At 58.6% G+C, this 25,454-nt stretch carries 23 protein-coding genes and 1 tRNA gene; 5 read left to right on the top strand and 19 right to left on the bottom strand.

Features of this window, described 5'->3' with window-relative positions:
• The first annotated feature begins 49 nt into the window (after positions 1-49).
• Positions 50-2,122, top strand: coding sequence for an ATP-dependent DNA helicase RecG (recG, locus tag ACESNB_RS03790; RefSeq protein ID WP_373004060.1), 2,073 nt, complete (start codon positions 50-52; stop codon positions 2,120-2,122).
• Between the two features lies 1 nt (position 2,123).
• Here the strand turns inward: recG and ACESNB_RS03785 are convergent, their stop codons facing one another.
• Positions 2,124-2,852 carry a DUF502 domain-containing protein gene (locus ACESNB_RS03785; protein WP_373004057.1) on the bottom strand — a complete coding sequence of 243 codons (729 nt, stop codon included), beginning with the start codon at positions 2,850-2,852 and terminating at the stop codon, positions 2,124-2,126.
• An 82-nt stretch (positions 2,853-2,934) separates the two neighbouring features.
• On the opposite strand from ACESNB_RS03785, the gene ACESNB_RS03780 reads away from it, so the two are divergent.
• The 3 genes from ACESNB_RS03780 to ACESNB_RS03770 are packed head-to-tail and all read left to right on the top strand — an operon-like array spanning position 2,935 to position 5,182.
• Complete coding sequence (locus ACESNB_RS03780) at positions 2,935-3,936, top strand: phosphotransferase family protein (RefSeq protein ID WP_373004145.1); 1,002 nt, start codon at positions 2,935-2,937, stop codon at positions 3,934-3,936.
• A 1-nt stretch (position 3,937) separates the two neighbouring features.
• Positions 3,938-4,312 (top strand): DUF6285 domain-containing protein, encoded by a 375-nt coding sequence (locus ACESNB_RS03775; protein ID WP_373004054.1) that lies wholly within the window; start codon positions 3,938-3,940, stop codon positions 4,310-4,312.
• A gap of 36 nt (positions 4,313-4,348) precedes the next feature.
• Positions 4,349-5,182: a hypothetical protein gene (locus ACESNB_RS03770; protein ID WP_373004051.1), complete on the top strand. Its 834-nt coding sequence runs from the start codon at positions 4,349-4,351 to the stop codon at positions 5,180-5,182.
• On the opposite strand, the gene maiA is transcribed toward ACESNB_RS03770, so the two are convergent.
• The 10 genes from maiA to ACESNB_RS03720 form a co-directional block, all read right to left on the bottom strand.
• The gene (gene maiA / locus ACESNB_RS03765; RefSeq protein WP_373004048.1) at positions 5,179-5,826 is read right to left on the bottom strand and encodes a maleylacetoacetate isomerase; all 648 of its coding nucleotides are present in this window, start codon (positions 5,824-5,826) and stop codon (positions 5,179-5,181) included. The two genes, ACESNB_RS03770 and maiA, sit on opposite strands and share 4 nt — an antisense overlap.
• A gap of 17 nt (positions 5,827-5,843) precedes the next feature.
• Positions 5,844-7,163 (bottom strand): N-succinylarginine dihydrolase, encoded by a 1,320-nt coding sequence (locus ACESNB_RS03760; RefSeq protein ID WP_373004045.1) that lies wholly within the window; start codon positions 7,161-7,163, stop codon positions 5,844-5,846.
• Positions 7,160-8,614 (bottom strand): succinylglutamate-semialdehyde dehydrogenase, encoded by a 1,455-nt coding sequence (gene astD / locus ACESNB_RS03755; RefSeq protein ID WP_373004042.1) that lies wholly within the window; start codon positions 8,612-8,614, stop codon positions 7,160-7,162. The genes ACESNB_RS03760 and astD overlap by 4 nt, the downstream gene beginning before the upstream one ends.
• Entirely contained in the window at positions 8,614-9,654 is a 1,041-nt protein-coding gene (locus ACESNB_RS03750) for an arginine N-succinyltransferase (RefSeq protein ID WP_373004039.1), read from the bottom strand. Before ACESNB_RS03750 ends, astD begins: the two co-directional genes overlap by 1 nt.
• A gap of 1 nt (position 9,655) precedes the next feature.
• Positions 9,656-10,915 carry a hydrolase gene (locus tag ACESNB_RS03745; protein ID WP_373004036.1) on the bottom strand — a complete coding sequence of 420 codons (1,260 nt, stop codon included), beginning with the start codon at positions 10,913-10,915 and terminating at the stop codon, positions 9,656-9,658.
• Between the two features lie 111 nt (positions 10,916-11,026).
• A complete protein-coding gene (locus ACESNB_RS03740) occupies positions 11,027-12,199 on the bottom strand; it encodes an OmpA family protein (RefSeq protein ID WP_373004033.1) in 1,173 nt (390 codons plus the stop codon).
• Positions 12,200-12,434: 235 nt separating this feature from the next.
• Positions 12,435-12,511: transfer RNA gene (locus tag ACESNB_RS03735), tRNA-His, on the bottom strand.
• Between the two features lie 73 nt (positions 12,512-12,584).
• Positions 12,585-13,127, bottom strand: a complete 543-nt coding sequence (gene nusG, locus ACESNB_RS03730; RefSeq protein WP_373004030.1) for a transcription termination/antitermination protein NusG — start codon at positions 13,125-13,127, stop codon at positions 12,585-12,587.
• Between the two features lie 42 nt (positions 13,128-13,169).
• Positions 13,170-13,379: a preprotein translocase subunit SecE gene (gene secE / locus ACESNB_RS03725; protein ID WP_373004027.1), complete on the bottom strand. Its 210-nt coding sequence runs from the start codon at positions 13,377-13,379 to the stop codon at positions 13,170-13,172.
• 166 nt (positions 13,380-13,545) lie between these two features.
• The gene (locus tag ACESNB_RS03720; RefSeq protein ID WP_373004024.1) at positions 13,546-14,427 is read right to left on the bottom strand and encodes an SMP-30/gluconolactonase/LRE family protein; all 882 of its coding nucleotides are present in this window, start codon (positions 14,425-14,427) and stop codon (positions 13,546-13,548) included.
• A 281-nt stretch (positions 14,428-14,708) separates the two neighbouring features.
• Here ACESNB_RS03720 and mazG point away from each other — a divergent pair, with 281 nt between their 5' ends.
• Positions 14,709-15,536, top strand: coding sequence for a nucleoside triphosphate pyrophosphohydrolase (gene mazG, locus ACESNB_RS03715; protein ID WP_373004021.1), 828 nt, complete (start codon positions 14,709-14,711; stop codon positions 15,534-15,536).
• Here the strand turns inward: mazG and hflX are convergent.
• The 8 genes from hflX to ACESNB_RS03675 all read right to left on the bottom strand — a co-directional run.
• The gene (gene hflX, locus ACESNB_RS03710; RefSeq protein WP_373004018.1) at positions 15,533-16,852 is read right to left on the bottom strand and encodes a GTPase HflX; all 1,320 of its coding nucleotides are present in this window, start codon (positions 16,850-16,852) and stop codon (positions 15,533-15,535) included. The two genes, mazG and hflX, sit on opposite strands and share 4 nt — an antisense overlap.
• A 6-nt stretch (positions 16,853-16,858) precedes the next feature.
• On the bottom strand, positions 16,859-17,107 hold the full coding sequence (gene hfq, locus ACESNB_RS03705) for an RNA chaperone Hfq (RefSeq protein WP_034743071.1): 249 nt from the start codon (positions 17,105-17,107) through the stop codon (positions 16,859-16,861).
• Between the two features lie 83 nt (positions 17,108-17,190).
• Entirely contained in the window at positions 17,191-18,438 is a 1,248-nt protein-coding gene (locus tag ACESNB_RS03700) for a hypothetical protein (protein ID WP_373004015.1), read from the bottom strand.
• Between the two features lie 163 nt (positions 18,439-18,601).
• Positions 18,602-19,975, bottom strand: coding sequence for a Trk system potassium transporter TrkA (gene trkA / locus ACESNB_RS03695; RefSeq protein ID WP_373004012.1), 1,374 nt, complete (start codon positions 19,973-19,975; stop codon positions 18,602-18,604).
• A gap of 24 nt (positions 19,976-19,999) precedes the next feature.
• Positions 20,000-21,388: a sigma-54-dependent transcriptional regulator gene (locus ACESNB_RS03690; protein WP_373004009.1), complete on the bottom strand. Its 1,389-nt coding sequence runs from the start codon at positions 21,386-21,388 to the stop codon at positions 20,000-20,002.
• Positions 21,379-23,676, bottom strand: a complete 2,298-nt coding sequence (locus tag ACESNB_RS03685) for an ATP-binding protein (RefSeq protein ID WP_373004006.1) — start codon at positions 23,674-23,676, stop codon at positions 21,379-21,381. Before ACESNB_RS03685 ends, ACESNB_RS03690 begins: the two co-directional genes overlap by 10 nt.
• A gap of 108 nt (positions 23,677-23,784) precedes the next feature.
• A complete protein-coding gene (locus tag ACESNB_RS03680) occupies positions 23,785-25,161 on the bottom strand; it encodes a sigma 54-interacting transcriptional regulator (RefSeq protein ID WP_373004003.1) in 1,377 nt (458 codons plus the stop codon).
• The coding region (locus ACESNB_RS03675; RefSeq protein ID WP_373004000.1) for an ATP-binding protein at positions 25,154-25,454 on the bottom strand (301 nt) is incomplete at its 5' end. The genes ACESNB_RS03675 and ACESNB_RS03680, both read right to left, overlap by 8 nt.

The raw sequence follows: 25,454 nt of genomic DNA, 5'->3' as shown, positions 1-25,454 counted from the left end.
CCGTAAACCACGCATTGTGTGCTCAAGTTCGCGCGCTTAGTGTCGCGCCATGCGGGATGAACGTCTTTTTCCTATGTTTGCCGGATTGGAAACGCTGACAGGCGTAGGCCCGAAGCTGAGACCCCTGCTTGAGCGGCTGGTCGACGGGGACACGCTCTGGGACCTGCTGCTGCACTTGCCGGAACGATGGGTCGATCGCCGCGTGAGGGCGAGCTTCGAACAGGTGGTATTCGGCGAAGTCGCGACGGTGCAGGGTGAAGTGCATGCCTATCAAGCGCCCTATTCGGACAAGGCGCCCCATCGGATCCAGTTGTTCGACGGGACGGGATTCCTGACGCTGGCCTTCTTTCGTGCAGACGGGCGCTGGCTGCAGGGTCAGTTACCGATCGGGTCGACCCGGATCGTCTCAGGGCGCGTTGAAGACTTCAATGGCGAGCGCCAGATGACCCATCCCGACTATATCGTGGACCCGGCGAAGGGTGACAGGCCACCGGAAGTCGAACCCATTTACGGCCTGACCGCCGGCCTGACCAATAAGCGCGTTCACGCGCTGACCTTACAAGCGCTGGATAGCGTGGCGGCCGATTTGCCTGAATGGGGCGATGCACACCTGGTGGCGCAGAAAGGCTGGGTTGGTTTCAAGGCGGCGCTGACAGGACTGCATAACCCGTCGATTTACGATGAAGCCGCATTCGATGCGGCGCGCCTGCGCCTTGCCTATGATGAGGCGCTGGCTCGGGAGTCGGCATTTGCGCTCGCAAGGGCGAGCCGGAAACGACGCAACGCGCCGCCGATTCCGAAGGCCCAAGTCGCTCAGTCCCGTCTCGCCCGCAGCCTGCCCTTCCGCCAAACCGGCGCGCAGGTCCGCGCCGTTGCCGAGATCAGCGACGACATGTCGAGCCAGTCGCCCATGCGACGCATGCTGCAAGGCGATGTCGGCTCCGGCAAGACGCTGGTCGGGGCCATGGCAGCTGTGCAGGCTGCTGCAGGCGGGTTCCAGTCTGCGTTCATGGCGCCGACGGAAGTGTTGGCGCGGCAGCAGTACGAAACGCTCGACAAATTCCTGTCTCCGCTCGGCTGCACCGTTGCGTCGCTGACGGGACGCGACAAGGGCGCGGCACGCGAGGGTACGCTCCTCGGGCTCGCGGATGGATCTATCCAGGTCATTGCCGGGACCCACGCCCTGTTTCAGGAATCCGTTGTCTTTCGCAATCTCGGCCTGATCATTGTCGACGAGCAGCATCGGTTCGGGGTGCAAGACCGCATGCGCCTGGTCGGCAAAGCCGTGTCGCCGCATATGCTGGTTATGAGTGCGACGCCGATTCCGAGGACACTGGCACAGGCCGTCCATGGGGATCTCGACGTGACGATCCTCGATGAAAAGCCCGAAGGCCGCAAACCGGTGGAAACCCGCGCTGTGCCGGATACGCGGATCGAGGAAGTGGTGGATGCTGTTGGACGCGCCATCAAGCGTGGTGAGCGGGCATTCTGGGTGTGCCCGAAGGTCGACGTGGATGACGATGATTCTACGGCAGTAGGACGCCATGCCGCGCTGAAGGATCAACTAGGTGTGCCGGTCGGCCTCGTGCATGGGCGGATGAAGCCAACGGAGAAGGATTCGGCACTGGAAGACTTCCGATCAGGCCGGACGAAGATATTGGTAGCAACAACAGTGATCGAAGTCGGCGTGGATGTGCCCGAGGCGACGATCATGGTGATCGAACGGGCCGAAGGCTTTGGCCTGGCGCAGCTGCACCAGTTGCGCGGCCGGGTCGGCCGGGGTGACAAGCCGTCATTCTGCCTATTGCTGTATCGCCCGCCGCTGGGTGATATGGCCCGCGAGCGGCTTGAAACCCTGCGCCGGACCGAAGACGGCTTCGAGATTGCCGAGGCCGACTTCAAGCTGCGCGGTCCTGGAGACATGCTGGGAGTTCGCCAGGCCGGGGCCACCGACTATCGCATTATCGACTTGTCTCGTCACGCTGAACTGCTTGCCATCGCCAAAAAAGATGCGACCGCCGTCGTGGAGGCCGATCCGGACCTTGCTGGCCCGCGCGGCCAGGCCTTGCGGCTCGTCCGAGAATTGCTGAGCCCGCGACTGAACGCGGGAACCGCAAGCTGACCTAAAGGCCTCGCTGAGGCTTCGGCGTCTTCGACGACTTTGCATCTGTCTTTGGCACTGGCGGGAATTCAGGCACGACGAGTCCTGCCGACAGGATCATCTTTGCGCCTTCCTCAACAGTCATTTTCAAGCGGATGATCTCGTTCGACTCGACATACATCAGAAATCCCGACGTGGGGTTGGGCGTCGTCGGCACGAAGACGCCGAGGAATTCCTGACCGAGTGCGATACCAATCTCGCCCTTGGCGGGAGACGCCACGAATCCCAGGCACCATGTGCCCGGTTTCGGATATTCGATCAGGACGACTTCGCTGAACTGGTCGGTATTGTCCTTGGCGAATACTTCAACGAGTTGCTTGAATGCCGAATATAGTGAACGCACAACCGGGACTTGGCTGAGGATGCGGTCACCGATGCCGATGACTGACCGACCGATCAGATTGGTCGCGATCCCGCCCAGAATTGTCAGGAACACGACGAGCACAATCAGTCCGAAGCCCGGAACCGCGTATCTGAGGTAGGTTTCGGGATTCAGGGCGGCCGGTATGAGCGGGACAACGCGCTTATCGATCTCACCGATCAGGAATTGGAGAATCAGGAAGGTAACCGCGATTGGCGCAGCGATGACCATGCCTGCGAAAAACCGCCCCCTGAGCCACGCGAACAGGCTTTTGGGGTGAGGTTTGCCAGGCAGCAATGGGCCGTTGTGGTAGTCTTTCCGTCGAGCCATCTGGCCCCTCCCATCGTCGATCCGCAAGGTTCCTCGGCGTAATACCTTGGCGAGCCCCTTGTTCCGCGCAATTGTGGCCAAGATGGGAAGTAATGATCAGATTGAAAGAGCTTTGGAAAGCTGGGCGCGTCGCGATTTTGGCGATAAGGCGCGAATATCGGATTTAAAGCGCTTGTCCGGCGGCGCGAGCCAGGAAACGTGGGCGTTCGAAGTTGTGGATGGCGAGGCAACACACCGGCTTATTCTCCGGCGCGCACCAGGCGGCGAATCGGTTGCGCGTTCATCCGAAGCCATCACGCTGCGAACCGAATCTGCGCTGCTCGCCTGTGCCGACATGGCAGGTGTGCCTGTGCCGGGCGTGCTGGGCGTGTTTGAACCGGGCAGCGATGTGGGCGAGGCCTTCATCATGCACCGTATCGAAGGTGAAACGCTGGGCCGGAAGATCTTGCGCGACGACGCCTACAAGACAGCACGTCCTGTGCTTTCGAAACAATGCGGCGAAGCTCTGGCGGGCATTCACGCTGTGGATATCGACACACTTCCCGAATTGCCGCGGAGCGATGGCGCCGACCAGATCAAGAAATATGAAAATATCTATCGAGACTTTGACTTGCCGCGTCCGGTGTTCGAACTGGCCTTTGCCTGGCTGAAGGCAAATGAGCCCGTGCCCCAGCCACCGGTGCTGGTGCATGGCGACTTTCGCCTGGGCAACCTGATCGTTGATGAACAGGGCCTTGCCTCGGTTCTGGACTGGGAGCTCTCGCACATTGGCGACCCGCGCGAAGATATCGCTTGGATTTGCGTCAACTCCTGGCGGTTCGGCCAGATCGCGAATCGGGTTGGCGGATTTGGTAAACTGGATGAATTGCTGGACGCCTATGCGGCCGCCGGCGGCACACGTTTCGATGCCCGCGAAATCGACTGGTGGGAAACAATGGGTAGCCTCAAATGGGGCATCATGTGCATGATCATGTACGAAGCCTTCCGGTCGGGTGGTGACCCGAGTGTCGAGCGTGCGGCCATAGGCCGGCGCGTGTCGGAAACGGAGATCGATCTCCTGAATCTCCTCGAAAAGGCGATCTGACATGCATGACGCCCCCTCGCCTTCTGAAATCATTGCAGCGGTAAAGTCGTTCATTGACGATGCAGCGGCGCCGCAACTTACGGGCCACGCGGCGTTCCATGCTCGGGTCGCGTCGAACGTGCTCGCGACCTTGTTGCGGGAACTCGAACAACGTCCCGCCGCCGAATCTGAGGAAGCCACGCGACTCCGGGCGATCCTCAAGGCTGCCCCGACGACCACGCTCGACGCCATGAACCGGGACCTGTGCGCTCGCATTCGGGACGGCGAAATGGATGCTGCAACACCCGGCTTGTTCGCGCACCTCAAAGCGACCACTATTGCCCAATTGTCTATCGACCAACCGAACTATTCCGGACTGAAGGCCGCGCTATCCTAAGCCCGCCTGAAAGCAAGAGAGGCGTCAGGACCCCAGATGAAGCGCGTGTTTTTGATTCTCGGGATTCTAGTCATTCTCGGTATCGGATTGGGACCGTGGGCTTACCGGACGTTCTTCGTGTCCGGCGTCCCAGTCGCCTTGCAAGCATTTGACTATCGCACGAATGATAGCTGGGCCGCGCTTCCTGCCGAATCTCCCGCACCTGTCTGGAAAGATGGTTGGGCCGTCGACGTCATCCTCGTTGGACCGGGCACCGGTTTGGATCCTCGATCGGAAGCGGACCTTTTATCCCAGACAAACCGTGCCAAAGAGCAGTCTGGTCGGCTCGCCGAATCTTTGTTTTTGATCGGCCCGGTCTACGCGCCGCTTTATCGCAAAGCGGACGAAGCAACCGACCTGGCCGCAGCGTTTCGGGCTTATGTGCGTACGCATAATCGTGGACGCGCCTTCGTCATCGCGACCGACCACGCCCTTCCCCCGGAAATGCTCGCGCCATTGACTAAAGACGAAGCGCTTCGCGCGCGGTTCGGCGGGTTCCTGCGGCTTACGCGGGCTAAGGGAGCGAAGGCACCGTTTCCGGCTATCGCGCTTGTGCCGTCCGCGCCTGATGCCTTGGTGGACTATTGTCCTGAACAATATGATAGGGCGGATGCCTGCCAACCGGTCGTCAGAATTGGCCGTCAGGACGGAATGATGATCGTATCGCAAGACACGCCAATCGGCGGAGAGAGTCTTGTGGGCCTCACCGCGTGGCTCGAACCCAACGTTGCCAAAACAGCTGAGCCGCTTGGCTCTCTGGAAGAAGTCGAAATCATCGACATTCGCCGCCCCGGCGATACGGATGCGAAACGGGCCGAAGACGAAAACTAGGCTGAAGGTCGGGTCTGGGCTTCGGGCGCGGCGCGCGCGAACGCAGCGATCTCGCGGCAAGCCGCATCGACTTCGACAAGGCGGGGATAGGCGGTCAGGTCCATATCGAATCGTCTTGCATTGGCGACTTGGGGCACAAGACAGATTTCCGCGATCGTCGGTTCGTCACCAAACAGCAAGCGTGTTTCAGGCAGGTCCTGTGCAATCGATTCAAGCGCAAGGAAACCGCGCCCTATCCAATCCTGATACCAATCCTTCACTGCGGCATCGTCTGCGCCGAAATCCTTCCTTAACGCGGCGAGTACCGAAAGGTTGTTCAGGGGATGGATGTCACACGCGATCATGTCCGCGAAGGCTCGCGCCTGCAGGCGCACCCACGGGTCTTCCGGCAACAGGGCAGGACCTGGTATGGTTTCCTCGATCCACTCGATGACGGCTAACGACTGCCCCGCGATGCGTCCATCCACTTCTATGGACGGTACGCGCATCTGTGGATTGATGAGACGATAGCTATCCTGCAACTGCTCGTCGTGTCCCGGTGCGATGTTAACCGGCACACTCTCGTATCGCGCACCTTTGAGGTTCAACGCAATGCGCACACGGTAGGCCGCCGACGAACGCCAATAGTCATACAGTTTCAACATAGGTGATTTCCTGTCGTTCAGGCGAGCGAGTCAAGGTCAAGCACCGCCAGGAGCTGTTCCCGCGCCGCACGGCATTCGTCGGCGAATTTCGGGTCAGCAAGGTCTGACGGCGCCAGCCTGTCCCGGTAGGTTGCCCGAATGACATCCTGAAGTTCGTTGATTGCTTCCTCGTCCAATAGCACGCCCTGATGACAGGCGTTGATTTCAGCCTCTGTCATCACGACGCGCAGGCGCAGGCATGCCGGCCCGCCACCATTGCGCATGGACTGGCGGACGTCGACATATTCGACGCGGCCGATCGGACCGTTTCCCGAGACCATTTTTTCGCAGAATACGCGGCTCGATTCCATCTCTTGCGTTTCGGTGGGCGCAATCAAAACCAACCGATCCTCGCCCGGCATCTGGACCAGTTGGGAATTGAACAAATAGGACCGGACGGCATCGCAGATCGGGACCTCCGCATCGGGCACCATGACCGGTTTCAATTCGAACAGCCCGCTTGCTGCCTGCCGGATGGCGGTAAGTGCAGCTTTGGTATCGTCAAAAGCCAGTTCGTGAAAAAACAGCGTATCCAGTGCGCCGACGCAGACGACGTCATTGTGGAATGCGCCAGCGTCTATCGCATCGACCGATTGGCGCACCAGCACCGAGCGGTTGGGCGCCAGCCCGTGTCCCCGCACAATAGATTCGCTTGCCAGTCGACTTTGACGTGCCGGAAACCCGGCTGTACTTTCTCCAGCCAACCGGCCAAACACAAACAATTCTACGCCAGAAGCGCCATGCTCGGCACAAAGACGGACATGGTTTGCGGCGCCCTCGTCGGCAAAATCGGGATGCATGGGAAGTGCGGAATGCACCGCGAAATGGTCTTCGTTGTCGAATAGCGAGATCAATGCCGCCGTCGTGTCAGGATGTTCGATACTGCGGTGAAGCATTGTCGAAAGGTTGGCCGTCGTGAAGTGCAGGCGCCCGTCTGAAGAGTCCGCCGATGGCGACACAGTGGCGGCATTTGCAGTCCACATGCTGCTGGCAGAATACGCTGTCTTGAGCAAATGCGGGGCAAGCCGTGCGGCCGCTTCAATGATCTGGGCGTCTGTGCCTCGAAAACCTGCCGAGACAAGGAAATCGAAATTCGGACGAGGCAAGGGTGGCAGGACGCCTTGCACTAGGCCTGCCCGCAGCATTGCTCGCATCTTTTCGAGGCCCTGAAGGGCTGCTTCGCAGGGATTGGAAACAGCCCCCGCATGCGTCGCGCTCGCAAGGTTGCCGTCGGACAGGCCACCATAATTGTGCGACGGACCGATCAGGCCATCGAAATTTACTTCAAAAGCGGTCATTGCGGAAAACCTTGCGCAGCCATGCGTTCGGCCTTGTCAGACACCTGGCTTGCCTGTGGCCAAGCGCAATAGTCTGCGGCGTAATAAGCCCCAGGGCGGAAGTTTCCGGAGAGACCAGGGCCGCCGAATGGCATTGCGCCACTGGCTCCAGCTGTCGGCCTGTTGCGGTTTAGGATGCCTGCCCGCATTTCCCGGTGCGCCTGGACCCACAGCGCGTCGTCGTCACTGACCAAACCACCGGAGAGACCGTAGCGTGTTGCGTTAGCACGCTGTAGTGCCTCGTCGAAAGTCTTGACCCTGACGACCTGCATCAGCGGCCCGAAAAGTTCTTCGTCCGCAATATGGTGCGCTTCGGTAACGTCGATGACACCAGCCGTCACGAAACCACCGCCGCGGTCCATGCGCTTGAGACGGCGTAGTGATTTCCCGCCAGCCTTTGACAACATCATCTGGAAGTCTGTTGCGGCTTGTGCGGCGGCCTCGGACACGAGCGGACCCATGAAGACACCTTCTTCTTCCCATGAGCCGATCTTGAGGGCCTTGGCGCGCGCGATGATCGCCTCAAGGACAGCGTCGCCGAACTTGCCTTCCGGAAGGATGATCCTGCGGGCGCAGGAACAGCGTTGCCCCGTCGTCAGAAAAGCGGACTGTGCCGCGATGTCCGCCGCTGCCTCGACGTTTGCCGGATCCCAGATGATCAGTGGATTGTTGCCACCCATCTCCAGCGCCAGAATGACTTCCGGTCGACCAGCGAAATGTTTGTGGAAGAAGATGCCGGTGTTGGCCGAGCCCGTGAATAGAAGGCCATTTATATTTGCGTTAAGCAGCGCGCCGCCTGTCTCGCGGGCGCCGTGAACGATGTTCAGGCAGCCTTCGGGCAGGCCCGCCGCTTCGAATGCTTCGGCCATGTGTGCCGCAACGCCGGGCGCCAGTTCAGATGGCTTGAACACACACGTATTGCCCGCAAGAAGGGCTGGCACGATATGACCGTTTGGCAGGTGACCCGGAAAGTTGAAGGGCCCGAATACGGCCATCACGCCATGGGCTCGATGTGTCAGATGCGAGGACCCGAATGCGGCCGTTTCAAATTTTGAACCGGCCCGCTCGTTCTGCGCGGCGATCGACACAGCGACTTTCGCTGTCATTGTCGCGGCTTCGGCCCGGGTCTCCCAAAGCACCTTGCCCATGTCGCGACTGATGGTGGTTGCGATGGCGTCCGTTCGCTTCGCGATTTCCTCAGCATACCTCTCAAGGACCGACGTTCGGTCGCCCTGTGGCAACCTCGACCAATGTGCAAAGGCTCTGCGGGCCGAGTCGACGGCGGCAGTCACTTCGTCCGGGCCGGCAGAATTGCCTTCCCACACTTTCTCCCCTGTCGCGGGGCAAGTATTCTCGAAACGCGGGCCGCTGCCCTCAGACCATTTACCGTCGATATATACGCCAGCTGCCATTACTTGCTCCGTAGCCAGATGCGCGCTTCAGCGCCCGGCTTCAATTGAAGGGCTTCGATGATAGAGGGTGAGAGGGTCGCGACGTTGTCGTCGCCAACCGCCATTGTCGCGAGTGACACACGGAAATCGGGGAGCACATTGGAGGACACCAGCCCCTGCTTTGCATCGGCGCGGTCGGAGACGTCTCCCGCCTTGAGCGTCACGATCCGGCTTTCTTGAATGGTTCTAAGGTGTCGGCGCTGCGCGGCAACCAATGGTCCGCCATCGAAAATATCGACAGTCCGGTCGAACTGGAATCCTTCCCACTGCAGCAATTTGTAGGCCCCGACGCCTTCGGAATGACAACGACCGATGACCTCGCGCGCCTCCGGCGGCAGGAGGTCCACATAGATCGGATATTTCGGCATGAGGTCGAGGATGAACTGGTTGTCGGTGGTCGCTGAAAGACGGTCGGCTTCGGTGAAATCCATACGGAAGAAATGGCGTCCCAGACACTCCCAGAATGGCGAGCGTCCATCGTCGTCCACGACGCCGCGCAGTTCTGCGAGCACGTGGCCGCTGAACCGTTCAGGTGCCGCAGCCATCAACAGGTAACGCGACTGTGCCGCGAGCCGTCCGGCTCCGCCTCCGCGATGCTTGGGTTTCAGGAATAGCGTGCCGACTTCGGTGTAGCCGACATATTCATTGGTGAGGATCAGTGCATCCATGTCGAAGCGCATGTTGCCTGCAGCATGGCTGGCCTGAGCGAGCGTAATAACGCGATAGTTGAAGAATGGCTGATCTATTCCGGTGCCGGCTTTGACTGCCGAGCAACCGACGACTTCGCCAGATTCAACGTCCTCCATCATGAGCAGGTATTTGCCGTATTCAATGCGCTTCTGGAGGCCGTTGAACGCGCGTTCCGACTTCTCCAAGCGCTCGCGCAGGATCGATTCATCGACGGGCAAACTCGTAAATCCAGGCCCTGATTGACGGGCGAGCTCCATCAGCGCGTCAAAATCGTCAAGTCGCGACGGACGCATGAGATAGGCGCTGGGCATTTCAGTTCTCCATCATTGCCTTGATGCGCGGACCATCCATACGCCCATCCGCCAGTCGATTCAGGAGCAGTGCGGACAGGGTTGCACGCTCTGCAAAGCTCTCGGTCACGACGAATTCTTCGTGTGAATGAATTCGGCCGCCTCGTACGCCGAGCGTATCAACATTGGGTACGCCGGCTGCAAAGATGTTGTTTCCTTCGCAGACGCCGCCTGTGTCGATGAATTCGAGATCCAGACCGATCGCCTGACCTGTTGCATGGACCGCTGCGAATATGGCCTGCTGCGCAGTGTTCCGCGGCTTTGGCGGACGATAGAATCCACCATGAAGGTGCCCCGATATGCCAGGCCTAGACCTAGCCTGCGCAAAGAGCCGGTCGACTGAGTCTGTTGCCCAGGCTGCGGCAGCAGCGTCAGGGGCGCGTGCGCCAAATCGGACGATGGCCAGATCGGGTACGATATTGACCGCGCCGCCACCTTCGATGACGCCGACATTGAACGTCACGCCGTCACGTTTGCCGTTAAGTCCTTCCAACGCGACGACCAGTTCAGCGGCGGCTTCAATCGCGCTTCGTCCTTCTTCCTTGGCCCTGCCCGCGTGCGCGGCTTTGCCGTGCAGCACAATGTCAAACACGGCCGAGCCCTTGCGTCCGCCCGCCATCGCGCCGGTGTCCATTGCGGGCTCATAGGTCATGCCGATATGAGCGCCAGACCGGGCCGCTTCAGTCAGTGCTGCCGAGCTGGCATGGTTGCCGATTTCCTCATCGGGCGTGATCACGATCTGGTAGCCGAGGCGATCACGAAATGGTCCGGCCTCAAAGGTCTTCATGGCTTCCAGCATGACGCAAAGGCCGCCTTTCATGTCGGCGAGCCCCGGCCCGTTGAAGCGACCGTCACCAAGGTCCGTCACGCCTTCAAATGTCCCTTTCGGAAACACGGTATCGTAGTGCCCGGTCAGAACCACCTGAACCGGGGCCGTGGTGCGCGCGGATGCCCGCAAAATCGGCGCGGTATGAACTGTTTGGGTGTTGCCTGACGAGTCGATTGTTTCGAACCCTGGAGCTTCCTGGAGCCGAATATCAGCGTCGAGTTCGGAAAACGCGTTGGCCAGTACGCCGGAAAAGGCGTTCAGTCCCTCGATATTCCAGCTGCCTGTATTCATGTCTGACCAGGCGCAGGTGCGGGCCAGCATATCAGCTACGGCAGACTCAATACGCTCGCGCGCGGCTTCGTCATCGTTCGTTAGTCTGGAAAGATCGTTCATGGCTACTTGGTTTCATAGGTAACGATGCGGGGCAAGTGGGCTGTCGTTGGCGGTACAAACAAAAACGGCCCGGCTGTTTGCCGGGCCGTTTAAATCTAGGGTGTTGATCCGTTACTGAACGGTGATCTCAACAACCGAACGACGGTTCAGAGGCTCGCGAACACCATCACGTGTGGCTTTGGCAAGATCTGTTTCGCCTTTGGCCGTCTCGGTGATGAGCGTAGCATCCACACCGCGTGACACGAGTGCCGAAGACACGATGTCTGCGCGGCGCTGCGACAGCTTCGCGTTATACGCGCTAGCGCCCGACGTGTCGGTGTGACCCGCAATAGACACGGCACTTGGCGCACAACCGGCGCCTGCAGTGATGTTGGCAACCGCTTGGTCGATAACCGCAGCAGCCTGGCTTGTCAGATCAGCTTTGTCCCACTCGAAGTAGACAACGAAGTTCTGGTTCAAACCTGCGCACACAACTTCCGGAGCAACCGTTTCCGTTGTCGGAGGTGGCGGAGGTGGTGGCGGAGGCGGCGGAGGTGGTGGCGGAGGTGGTGGCGGAGGCGGTGGCGGAGGCGGTGGTGGTGGTGGTGTCGCACCAAACGCATAACGAAGGCCAACCGTAGCAGAATGCTTGGTCAGGTCGCCGTCATAACCAATGCCGCCATGGACGCCGTCCAGGTCCAGTTCCTCAGCCACAAAATACTTGTAGCCGACATCCATGGTGAGCTTTTCGCTGAGCTTGTAGCCGAAGCCGAGCAGGCCCTGGTAAGCCAGGCCGGCATCTGATCCGGAAAAACCGTTTGCCGAAGACAGGTCTGTTCCTGTTGCGAGTACAAGATTGCGTCCCTTGGCCTTAGCGCGAACAGCGCCGACACCGAGACCGACGTAGGGCTGGAAAGCGCCTTCACGGTTAAAATCGTAGATGCCGTTGAGCATCAGGTCGGTCGTCTGAAGAGTACCGCGTGAATTTGAGACGGCCCCTGGCACAACGCCATTCACGTCCGAAGGAACGCTCAGATCGCCACTGTTGTATCCAAGCACACCCTCGATGCGAAAGCCGTTGTCCAGACCGTAGCCGAGACCGAGGTCTCCGCCATACGTTTCTTCAACGTCTGAGCTTCCGCCCAGCGAACCGATAACATTCTGGACTGTCGGATCATGGTCCATACGACCATCAACCGTGTAAGCTGCATCGGCCCGGCCGTACCAACCTTCTTCAGCCTGAGCGACCATTCCGGCAGACGCAAACGCGGCCGCGGCTGTCGCGCACATAAGAGCTTTTTTCATACTCGATCCCCTTCTTGTGCCGAATGACGGGATTGCCCTCGACCGCAGGTTCATACGCGCATCGTTGCGCATAGTTCCTGTTAAACATATTTACTTGGCACCGCGAGTGGTTTCACACACTCATGGCCCTAATCGCCCGGTATTATTCAACCAGCGCGACCCAATTGCAACAGATTGTTGCCTGGCCGTCAAATCCTGCCAAGCATCTTATACCTGCCCGACAGAAAGCGGGGAATGGTACCGCCTCTCCGGTTTGAACGGAGGACCTCTGGTTCCACAAACCAGCGCTCTAACCAACTGAGCTAAGGCGGCCTATTGCTGGGAGATACAGCCCAATTCCCGACGATTCAAGCGACAGGACGCCGGAAACTGCTATCCCCGCGAATCAGATCTTCGCAACCTGGTCGAACTCCAGATCAACCGGCGTTCCGCGACCAAATATGGATACGGTGACCTTCAGGCGTCCATTGGCTTCGTCGATTTCCTCGACAGCGCCCTCGAAACCCTGGAACGGTCCATCATTGACCTGAACCTGCTCGCCTATTTCGAACGATATCTTGGGCCGCGGACGCTCTTCTGCCGAATCAGTGGACGAGCCCAGGATGCGGTCCACTTCACGCTGGCGAACCGGCAGTGGCTTTTTGCCGCCGTCGGACCCCAGAAACCCGGACACTTTCGGCGTGTCTTTGACCAGGTGGTACACGTCGTCGCTCATTTGCGCTTTCATAAGCACGTAGCCCGGGAAAAAGCGGCGCTCGACGGTCTTTTTCTTGCCGCGTGCGACTTCGACCACTTCCTCAGTTGGTACCTGAATATCCTCAATGAGGTCGGACAGCCCCTTACGCTCCGCCTGCTCGAGAATCGAGGCGGCGACCTTCTTTTCGAAGTTCGAATAAGCGTGGACGATATACCATTTGGCTTCAGCCATAGGGCCTGCGCGCTCCTTGAATACGTGTTGTTCGGCCTGCGTCTACAGGCCGGTAATTGCTTTGACAGCCATGCTGATAATCGAATCAGCAGCAAAGAGAAACAAGGCGATGAGAACCGACATGATCACCACGAATATCGACGCCTGAATAGTTTCAGGGCGAGTCGTCCAGGTCACCTTGTTTCCCTCCGCGCGCACTTGGCGCACGAAGGTCACGGGTCCTACGCGTTTTTTCTTGTCCTTGTCGGCCATTTCGACACTTTCTTGAAAGGCGGGGGGTTAGCGGTTTTGATCCGCCGCGTCCACGGTTAAAGTGCATACGTTCATTTGTGAAGGCATGTGAGGCCGAAAAGCGGCGTACGCAAGGGTGATTCCGCCCCGACGAGACACTTCATCCCATCCTTACAACATGCGGCCCTTAACTGGCCACGCCAAACTGCCGGGCTGGCAAGCCGGGAACGTCAACGGATATTGCGAACAGGCTTCCCGAGAGGGGGCGCGAATCGAGCGCCGGGAAACTCATTCCCACACGCGCAGTCGTGATGAACAGGGTTTTGAGGTCATCTCCACCGAAAGTACAGGACGTCGGTCGTGGTGCAGCCAGCGTAATCACCTGGTCCACACTGCCATCGGGCCGGTACCTTACGACCCGGGACGCATCCCAGAGGCAGGTCCAGAGACAGCCTTCGGAATCAATCGTCGAGCCATCCGGGTAGCCGCCGAACTCATATGTCGAGGCAAACACGCGGCGGCCGGTCAGGCCACCGGTACTGGAATCATGGTCAAAGGCCAGGATTTCCTGCTCCGCACTGTCGCACGTGTAGAATGTCCGACCGTCCGGCGAGAATTGCATCGTGTTGGTGATCATGACGGACGGGAGACGCAACTGGCTGATCTGGCGATCTCTCGACAAACGGAAATAGCCGCCTTGCGCGTCTTTTTCGCGGTCATCCATCGTGCCGAACCAAAAGGAGCCGTCCGGAGCGACTCCGCCGTCATTCGTCCGGTTCGTTTCTGGTTCCGCGTCAAGCTTGCACCAGCGCTCGTAGGCCTCGGTAGTGGGATCATACAGACCGATTTCCTGATCACCTGCCATCAGAAGACATCCATCGTGCAACGCGATGGCACTTGCGTGAATAGGCAGGTCGTAGCGCCTTGTATTCCCTGTCTTTGGATTATAGCGGTGCAGCTTGGCTCGCTTGATATCAACCCACCAGAGGAAGCCTTCCGAAGGGCTCCAAACGGGCCCCTCCCCCAAAGCACATCCAGTCGGCGCGACACATTCAGGTGTGATCAACATGTTGCCACCTGTCGAGGCTCATTCAGAAGTCTAGGGTAACGCATCAGCTATGGAATCCTACTCGGTCCGCAAATCCAATCGAGCCACCCGGCGTCGCGTGGTCCGCCGCACACTCTTCCACGCTGGCGGCAGATGCATCAAGGGCCATAAGGCGGACTGGAACGAACCGGCAAGACATGCCGTGATTGCGCGGCCCGGCAAACTCCAATCGTATCAGCGCTTATCAAAGACCGGTCCGCTTGCGCCTTTTCGGTTTCGGGGACCTGCGCTAGGAGGTCACAATGACAGAATCCTTCGACGCATCCTCCCCGGCCCGTGCATTTCTCAAACTGATCGACGTAATGTCCAAGCTACGCACCCCCGTATCAGGGTGCCCGTGGGATCTCGAACAGACTTATTCGACGATAGCCCCCTACACGATCGAAGAAGCCTATGAAGTGGCCGACGCGATTGAACGTGGCGACATGGCCGATCTCAAGGAAGAACTTGGAGACCTGCTTTTCCAAGTCGTCTTCCACAGCCAGATGGCTGCCGAGGACGGCGCTTTCGACATCACCGATGTCACGAACGGAATTGCAGATAAAATGGTGCGGCGACACCCGCATGTATTTAGGTCCCCGGATGATCGTTCGGCTGTTGAACAAACGCACGCATGGGAGCGCATCAAGGCAGACGAACGCGCGAGCAAGGCAAGCCATGCGAGCCCCAGTGCGCTTGATGGTGTCGCCATATCGCTTCCGGCCTTGCTGCGGGCTGAAAAACTACAGAACCGTGCGGCGCGCGTCGGCTTTGACTGGACTGAGGCAGAGCCAATTTTCGACAAGCTGACCGAGGAAACCCAGGAAGTCCGCGATGCGATTCAATCGGGTATCCGGGACGACATCGAAGATGAACTGGGTGATCTGCTGTTTGTCGCGGCCAATCTGAGCCGCCGTCTCGACGTTGATCCTGAACAGGCGCTACGACGGGCAAACGCGAAGTTCGAACGGCGGTTCCGCGCGATGGAAGCAGAAGCCACAGCCGATGGCGTGATATTTGCCGATCTGGGGTTGGAAGAACAGGAAGCCTACTGGCAGCGCGTCAAACGCGGCGAGAAGGCTCCAGACTAGTCATCAATCCCGATATCCGGGAACTCAGCCTGGAACTGACCAACACGCTCTATGGGAAGGCGAACGCTGAGAGCGACGCGTCCATCGTTGAGGTTGGTTTCCGCGTTTACGTCTCCATGACTGTGAAGCCATGCACGGGCGCGTCCGTCCTGGGGGCTCAGGATAACCGCCACGTCTCGCGCCCCGCGAAGCAGGGCATGCTCGATTTCATAGAGCAGGGATTGCATTCCCCGCCCTTGCAGTGCCGATACCAGAACTGCTGGCGTATCGGTGTGGCCTTTTGCTGCGATTTCAAGTGCCTCGAAACGCTCGGGAGGCAGAATATCAGACTTGTTCCAGGCTTCAATCATAGGCGGGAGCGGGAGTCCGGTCTCTTTCTCCAGGCGCGCAAGCACGATGTCCACGTCCTTTGCCTGCTCCACATCGGCAGCGCTGGAGCGATCCCGGACATGAACCAGCAGGTCTGCCTGCATCGCTTCTTCGAGAGTTGCCTTGAAGCTGTCAACAAGGTGGGTGGGCAGGTCAGTGATGAACCCAACGGTATCGATGAGCGCCGCCTCTCCTAGCGTGGGCAAGTCGATACGGCGGATCGTTGGATCGAGCGTTGCGAACGGCATGTCCTTGGCGAAGACCTTGGCGCCCGAAAGCCGGTTGAACAGAGTCGACTTGCCAGAGTTCGTATAGCCGACGAGCGCGATGATAGGCTTACCGCCCCGCTTCCTGCCTGCACGCTGGACTGCGCGGGTGCGACGAACATCATCGAGGTCCCGGCGCAATCGAACGATCCTGTCGTCCAACATGCGGCGGTCGGATTCGAGTTGGCTTTCACCGGGACCTGAGAGGAAGCCTCCGCCTCCCCGTTGTCTTTCGAGGTGTGTCCAAGTGCGGACCAATCGGGAGCGCTCATACAATAGGCGCGCAAGCTCTACCTGCAGCCTGCCCTCTTTGGTCCGGGCTCGCAGCCCGAAAATCTCCAGAATCAAGCCCGTCCGGTCGATGACTTTGACCCCCAGGCGTGTTTCCAGGTTTCTCTGCTGAACCGGCGTAAGCGCACCATCGACGACCGCGATCGTGCAATTGTGTTCTTCGAGATCTTCTGCAAACCGATCCAGCAAACCGCCGGAGAAGAGCACAGATGAATTCACTTTTCGAATGTGGTCCGCGTGAACAAATGCGAGCTTGCAGCCCAGCGCTTCAACCAGGCCAGCCGTTTCTTGCATCCGCTCTTCTGTCGGACGATTTACCGGCGAAAACCAAGGAATGACCGCGCCGGCAATCTCGGGCTCTGGCAGACGATCAATGAGCTTGTCGTTCAAGGGGACCTATTGCCCCTCCAACTCTTCATCGAACAACTGGACAGGGGCGCTCGGAGCAATCGTTGAAATTGCATGCTTGTAGACAAGCTGGGGCGGACGACCGTCGCCGCGGAGCAGGACACAGAAGTTGTCAAACCAAGTGACCACGCCTTGCAGCTTTACACCATTCACCAAGAACACCGTCAGCGGCGTCCGTGATTTTCTGACAGCATTCAGGAACGTATCCTGCAAGTTTTGTTTTTTCTCGGAAGACATGGGAGATGGCCATTCCTGCTATTGTTCTTGTTATGTGTCGCGAGCTAAATGGATTGGCGCAATTGTGCAAGTGCGAACACTGCTTATCCGCGCCAAAAACTCGGAGAAAGGGCCGGAATTACTGCCAAAATCTCCAATCTGCCGAGCAACATCGAGAGAATGAGCAGACTAGTCGCTCCCCCGTCCAAATGATCAGTATGGCCGAGCAGGAGCGCCCCGGAATTGGTGAGGCCTCCGATCGAGAGACGGATCGTGTCTTCGAAAGGCAGGTTCAGGAAACTAAAAGCGATCATTATGACGAAAACAGCAACGATGTAGGCAATCAGATACACCCACACACCGATGACGCTTCGTTCGTCGAGGTCTCGGTCCCTGAACCGAAATCCCAGCACCGAGCGCCGGTAGCCAAGCTGGCGGAATTCCTGACCGGCACGTCGCGACAAAACGATCAGTCGGGCGATTTTGACACCACCCGCTGCGGACAGGGCCGATCCGCCGATCAAGGACGGAAGCACAAGGATGGGAAGCGGTATTGTGTCCCGGACCGGTGAGTTGGTGAATGCCAGGCCCGAGGTGGACAGGTCGGACAAAGCCCACGCGACTCCGTCGCCGAGCGACACCCCGATGGGGATCACCAATGAAGCGAACATGGCGATCAGGAATAGAAACACGAGTGTTTCGGGATCCATGAGTGCCGCACGCGGCTTTCGGTCCTTCAGGGGCAGCCAGACGGCTAGACCAAGCGCGCCGATGACCAAACCTACTCCGAGAATGAGATTTGGGAACGGCGCTAGTGCGCGTCGGCCCAAAGCGTAGGGATCAACCAGGCCGGTCGTAATGGCGCTTACCGAATCTCCGAGCGCTCTGGAAAATGGAACGCCCGTCATGATGAGAAGCCCCAGAAGTACGACAATACAAACGGCCATCATCACAACTACCGCGCGCGCTACGCGGGGCACGGCATCAAAAAAGCTGGTTTCAGGCACAGTGAACAAGACCGTCCGGTGAATGCCGGGCCCGCCGAGGTTGATGGCGGCCAGCACACTGGCTGCGGTCGTGATCGATGCAAGGCCACCGAAAATGTGAAGGACGCCGCGCCAGACAACAAGGCTGGCGGGCCATGAGCTGCCTTCCGTCAGGACGACTGTGTGGCCGGTTGTCGTGAGACACGACGCCGCCTCATGTATAGCATGCAGGATTGAACGGTCGGCCACACCCAGAACAAACGGTAACGCTGCGGCAAACGGTGCAACAAACCACCATATGATGACAACCGCCAAGGCATCGGATGGTCGTGCTTTTCGCTCAGGCTTGGGCGTCAGGAGCAACACGCTGCTGGCCAGGACGGCAATGCTTATCGTCATCACGAGAAACGCGACGACCTGATCCGTCTCACCCGCGATTGCGGCAACGAGCGTCGGCAGCAGCGCACTTCCTGCCAGAATGAGCATGATCAACGCCAGAACCCGAACGATGGACGCATAATTCATGACGTCAGAAGAAGTCCGGACTTACTCGGAAGTACTTTTCGACTTTTCGAACCATGCCTTCTTCGTAGAATACGATGAGGTGGTCTTCAGCCTGAACGGTAACGTCGGGCCCGGCAATAATGACGTTGCCATCCCGGATCACCGCTGCTGCAGTTACGCCGTCAGGAAGATCATCGTATCCAAGCGTTTTACCGATCAGCGATGATGACTCCAGCGTTATCCCTTCAGCCACTTCTGCCAATCCGTCCTCGATCGACTGAAGTCCCAGAATTCGGCCCCTGCGCATGCGCAGCAGAATTTGTGAAACGGTGAGGGCCCGCGGATCGAGCACGGCATCCACGCGCATGTCGCGAGCAAGGCCAGCCAGTTCTGGTGCGTTCACCAGCGCAAGGGCGCGTTTGGCCCCTGCCCGCTTGGCAAGATTGCAGATTAGCAGGTTGGTTTTGTCGTCATTGGTGATCGCAATGACAAAGTCGGCCTTGGGAGCGCCGGCTTCCGCGAGTATTTCCGGGCTTAGCCCGTCACCCTGGATCACGATCGTTCTTTTCAGTCCTGCGACAGCCGCGTCCGCGCGACTGGAGCTTGATTCCACGAGACGGATACGAATGTTGCTCTCGCGCTCAAGCGCCTGGGCCACGTAGAGCCCGACGTTTCCGCCACCCACGATGACCACATGGTCGAGGCGCTCATTGTCGCGATTAAATATCGAGGTCAGTCGGTCTGCGTGACTGTCGAGCACGGCAATATAGGCGCGGTCTTCTGGCTTCAGAACATCCGTAGACCTAGGTGCGCGCACGACGTCGTTTCGTCCAATTCCGACGATGCGGGCGGAAAGATCCGGGAACAGGCCCCGAATCTGGTCGACAGGCGTGTCGAGCAGTGGACTCTTGGCATCGATTTCCAGGCCCAGAAGCTTGACCTTGCCCTTGCCAAAGGTCGCGCTCATCACGGCTCCAGGCGTGCGGAAGCGCTGAAGGATGGCCTCGCCCACTTCAACCTCGGGCGAGATCACCATGTCGATCGGAAGGCCCTCACGGGAAAAAAGGTTCTTCCATGCCGGGTCAATATACGATTGATCCCGGACACGCGCGATCTTGTAAGGCACGGAAAACAGCGTGTGGGCAATCTGGCAGATCACCATGTTGATTTCATCGAAATGCGTGACGGCGATAATCATCTCACAGTCGGCGGCGCCCGACCGCTTGAGCACGTCTGGGTGAGCGGCATGGCCCGTTACGCCACGGACGTCGAGATCCGTGGACACCTGATCCACGAGGTCGGCGTTTTCATCAATGATGGTAATATCGTGCTTTTCTCGCGCCAGCCGCCGGGCAATCCCATGCCCAACGCGGCCTGCGCCGCAAATAAGTACGCGCATCTCTTAGTGCCTTTCGACGGTCATTCAGCCGTCCTGACGAGAAAGACCGGACGCTACGCCCAAAGCCTTTAATTTTCTATGCAATGCAGAGCGCTCCATTCCAATGAATTCGGCCGTTCTGGAGATATTTCCGTTAAAACGGGTGATCTGAAGTGCGAGATACTCCCGTTCAAACTGCTCTCGGGCGTCACGCAGCGAAAGCCCGACGAGTTCAGCCGAACCTCCTTTCGCGTTCTGCATGGCGCCTACGGCTGTGTCGCGCGGTAATTCGTCAACACTCACGGGTCGGCTGGCATCCGACGGCGAAAGAATGAGGATACGTTCTACGACATTCCGAAGTTGCCGAATATTGCCCGGCCAATCCATGGATTGCAGGACCGCCATTGCTTCAGCAGAGAACGCGCGTGGCGTCAGGCCGGACGAGTCCGAAATCCGATCCGTGAAGTAGCTGACGAGATCAGCTATGTCGTCACGGCGTTCGGCCAGCGAAGGAACCCTGAGCGGAACGACACTCAGTCGGTAGAAGAGATCTTCCCGGAAGTTTCCTTCCTCAATTTCGATCCGAAGATCCTTGGTCGTCGCCGACATGACTCGCACGTCGACGCTGACATCTGAACGCCCGCCGACGCGCTGGAACCGCTGTTCCGTCAGTACGCGCAAAATCTTGTTCTGTGTGCCCAAGGGCATATCAGCCACTTCATCGAGAAGCAGCGTGCCATTGTGCGCCTTCTCGAACAAACCAACCCGCACGGTGCGGCCCTGCTCGTCTTCTTCTCCAAAGAGTGCACTTTCCATTTGGTCAGGTGCAATGCTCGCAGCGTTCACGACGACAAAAGGGCCGGTCTCGCGAAGCGAATTGCGATGAATAAGCCGGGCTGCGAGCTCTTTTCCGACGCCAGCTGGTCCATTGATCATGACGCGCGAATTGGTCGGAGCCACCTTGTCTATCGACGCGCGCAGATTGGCAGCGGCCTGGCTGTTGCCGATCCAATGTTCATCTTCCCCTGCCCGATTTCTCAAAGCGGCGTTTTCATACTTCAATGCAGCGGACTCAATTGCGCGCTCAATGAGGTGCAGTAGCCTGTCTGTCTTGAAAGGCTTTTCAATAAAGTCGTAGGCGCCGCGCCGGATCGCTGCGACCGCTGTTTCGATATTGCCATGTCCACTGATCACGATGACCGGAAGGAAGGGATCGATAGACTTCAAATACTTGAGCAGCGACAGGCCGTCCATCTGGCTTCCCTGCAGCCAGACATCCAGCACAACGAGACGCGGCGTCCGTATACGCACTTCCTCGATTGCATGCTCTGCCGTGTCGGCCGTTCGAACGGAATAGCCCTCATCGCTCAACACGCCAGAGACGAGTTCGCGAATATCAGGTTCGTCATCTACAACCAGAATATCTAACGCCATGGTGCCGGCTCCTCTGCACGTTCATTTAAGGGAGAGTTTTGGGAATGAGTGCTGTCCGATGCGGCATCGTCGTCGCCCATATCGGCGCCTCTTGCGGGCAGCCAAACGCGCACACGTGCACCGCTCAGGCCATCCAGACGGTTCTGGAGTGAAATTGATCCGCCATGATCTGCGATGATGCGGTGGACGATCGCCAGACCAAGGCCTGTGCCCTTTTCGCGCGTCGTGACGTAGGGCTCCAAAAGACGATCTCGGACGGCCTCCGGAAAACCCGGACCGTTGTCCTCAATTGTGACTTCCACACCCTTTGCATCTTCCGACAAGACGACGCGGATGTTTCCATCAATGTCGGCGTCTTCCGGCAGCCCTTCTATCGCTTCCGCGGCATTCTTCAGGAGATTGCCAAAGGCCTGCCCGAGCAGACGCTCGTCGCCTCGATACACCGCATTATCTGAATCGGTCTCGAAGTTGATCTCGACATCCGGAGACACCATGCTTTGCGAAAAGCCGGCGCCCTGGAGAAGTGTTCGCATATTGAAGGGCGCTACGTTGGGTTTCGGCATGCGTGCAAACGACGAGAACTCCTCGACCATCCGGCCAATATCACCGACCTGCCGAAGAATGGTTTCAATACAGCGATCAAACACCCCGTCTGAATCGTCAATCACGCTGGCATAGCGACGACGAATGCGTTCGGTTGACAACATGATGGGCGTCAGTGGGTTGCGAATCTCGTGCGCAATCCGTCGGGCAACGTCGCGCCATGCGAGTTGGCGCTGCGCGTTCACCAGGCCAGTCGTGTCGTCAAAGGTGAGGACGCAGCCGCCAGCAGGATCCAGCGCTGTTTTCAGGCGGATGTGACGGACCTCACCATTGATGTTCAGATCAAGCGATGCATCAACCGGTGCGGTGCGCTCAAGCGTGTCGCGCGCATATCTTTCGAACAATGGTGCGATTGCATCCAGGGTCTGGCCCGGCAAAATCTCATCTACGCCCAACACATCAGCGGCTGACCGGTTGGCCAGGGTCACGATCATCTCGCCGTCCATCCGGATAACGCCTGCACTCACTTCGGCCAGCAGCGTCTCGACAAACTTCCGGCGGTCTTCCTCGTCTTCCCGCGCCTGAATCAGGGCATTTCGTTGCTCAGCCAGTTGTTCGGTCATCGCATTGAACGAGTTGGTCAGGGCGTAGACCTCGTCTTGCGGACCGGACACAGGCACCCGCACGGTCAAATCGCCGTCGCGCACGGTGTGCGCGGCAACGGCAAGACGCCCAATTGGTCCCGTAATTCTGCCTGCGGCCTCCAGGCCAAGGCGCCCGGCCAGCAGGAGAATGAGCGCGGCAATCTGAGAATAGCCAATGGCAAATATGTACTGCAGGCGTCCGCTGCGGCGCTTTGCATTTTTGTACTGCGCTAGTGCCGCTTCTGCTTCGCGCAGCTGGACCAACGCGTTCTTGTCGAAATTCTTGACCGCGTAGATGTATCCGTCGAGCGGCTCTTCGATACGGACCAACGCTGTCGCGATGCCTCTGTTCTCATAAAGCGTGGTGGCTATATTTCCTGAATTTGCCTCCTCGAACGCGGACTGCGGAGGAGGCACAAGGATCGGCTGCTGAACGCTTTGTTCCGCGATCAGTTCGACGCCGTCCCGGCCCAGCACGGCAATCGTGAGGAATTCACGAAACCCCAGTTCCGACCGCAATCCGTCCGTGAAGGCCTTCGAGGCATCCTTGGTCAGGCTGTCAGCATTGATTTCATCGTTCTCGCCACTTTCCGCCAGCGATGCTTTGACGTCGCGTGCGAAATTTTCGATATCCAGGGCAGCTAGGCGGAGATCAACGTCCAGGGTGCTTTCGAAATTATCGACGTAATCCTGAAAAATCTGGGCGTTCTTTTCCATGATCGTATCGACGCGCTCACCGAGCCAGTTGTCGAGGCCGCGAGAAATGAATGCGCCAATGAACAAGGCAACGATCATGGCTGGTATAAGTGCCGAGAAGCCGAACAGGAGGACGAAGCGCTTGGCCAGTCGCCCCTTGCCTTCTCCGCGGCCGCTGACCTGGATGGCGAGATATTCTCGTACGACGATCATCGCGAGAACGATGATCACGACGAAATTCAGTCCCAGCAGCCACGGCGTCGCGCCAGCGGTAGGGTTATCCGGATCGACGCCAGAAATCGCGATGAATGTGGCAAACACGGCAACAAGCGCAGCAATGATAAAGAGGCCCTCGAAAAGGGCCCAGCTCGCCTTCGTTGCCTGTTGGCTCAATGTGTTTGACACTCTACGTTGCTCTACAATGGCCACCCCGGCCCCGTTGCTTTCGCGCCACACGTTCGTGTCTGTTCAGCAACAGTGGTGCACTAAAAGCACAGTTTCGCGTGCCGTCAATCAGTCTTCTGCAATTCCAAGGGCGTTGATCTTCGCTCTGAGCGTGTTCCGGTTCATCCCGAGCAGTTGTGCGGCCTTAACCTTGTTGCCAGCCGTCACCGAGAGGGCAAGCTTGATCAGCGGCCGTTCAACCTGATCTATAACACGAGAATATACTGAAGAATCATCGGCATCTCCGCCAGCGATCAGGTCTCCCATGACGTACCGGTGCAGCAATGTCTCGACGTCTTTTTCAAGACCGCCGCTGCCGCCTTTTTGCTCGGTGGCCCCGGCCCTGAGTTCCCGCTCGACATCACGGAGCGTGATGGCTTCGTCTGGGCTCAAGACCGCCAGGCGCAGAATCAGGTTCTCCAACTCCCTGACATTGCCCGGCCAGTCATACGCCGTCAGCAAGTCCAGAGCCGATTTGTCGAGCGTCTTGGCTGACAGCCCTTGTCGTTGGGCCCGGATCAGAAAGGCTCGGGCGAGTTCCGGAATATCTTCCTTGCGCAGCCTCAGCGGCGGCATGGTCAATCGGACGACATTAAGACGGTAATACAGATCCTCTCGAAAACGGCCTTCTTCCACGAGCCGACCAAGGTTGCGCCGTGTTGAAGCAATCAGACGTGCACCCGTTGAGTCTCGCAACAGTTTGACGAGTTGGGTCTGTGCTTCAGCGGGCAGGTCCCCGATTTCGTCCAGATAGAGCGTTCCGCCCTTGAGATGAACCGCGCCGCCTTCGTCGCTATTGCCGAAAAGCTCCTTGTTGATCTCGCTAGCTGGCAAGGCTGCCAGGTCGAGGGCAACGAACTTGCCTGCCTTGGCTGAGCCCAACTGGTGGATTGCTCGCGCAGCGAGTTCCTTGCCTGTGCCACTCTCGCCTTCAATCAGGACGGTGAGTTCAGTATTCATCACTTTCGCGATAATCCGGTAGACTTCCTGCATCGCATCGGAACGCCCAATCAGCGGCAGACCCGCGTCACTGATGGCTTTCTGCGCTTCCGGATTGATGGAGCGGCTCGACGATTTGGGCGCCGACTTTAGCGCGCGCTGAACCAGGCTGGACAACACGTCGATGTCGAACGGCTTGGGCAAATAATCAAACGCGCCATGCTCGGCGGCAGACGCCGCTGTCAGGATCGTGTTCTGGCCACTCATGACAATGAAGGGGAGTTCTGGCCGCGCCAGTTTCAACGATGGCAAAAGATCGAAGATCGACGTCTCTCCGAGGTACACGTCGGTCACGACGACGTCGCCCTCTCCATTTCGGACCCACCTCTCGAGAGCGTCGGTCGAACTGGTCGCTCGCACGTCGTAACCTGCTGCAACGAGGGTCTGATTGACGATCAACCGGATGCTCGCGTCATCTTCCGCTAGAAGGACTGTCTTTTCAGCCATGGTCTGCTCCATCTCCAAGAGGCAGCAGCACGGTGAACAGGGTCTTGCCCGGTTCGCTGTCTACCCTGATTTGCCCGCCATGTGCTGTTACGACTTCACTGACAATAGAGAGCCCCAACCCACGTGCGCCCGACTTTGAACTTTGAAAAACGTCGAATATTGTTGCCTGACGCTCACGCGGAATGCCGAGGCCATCGTCTTCGATCGACACGAGCATGGCCCTGCGCAAACCAGCTCCGAGACGGGCCTGCTTCATCGAGAGACCGGCGGCATAGGCCGTACGTATTGTCACC

It is taken from the genome of Hyphomonas sp. (assembly GCF_041689225.1).
Classification (GTDB): Bacteria; Pseudomonadota; Alphaproteobacteria; order Caulobacterales; family Hyphomonadaceae; genus Hyphomonas.
This window is presented reverse-complemented; position numbering and strand designations above follow the sequence as displayed.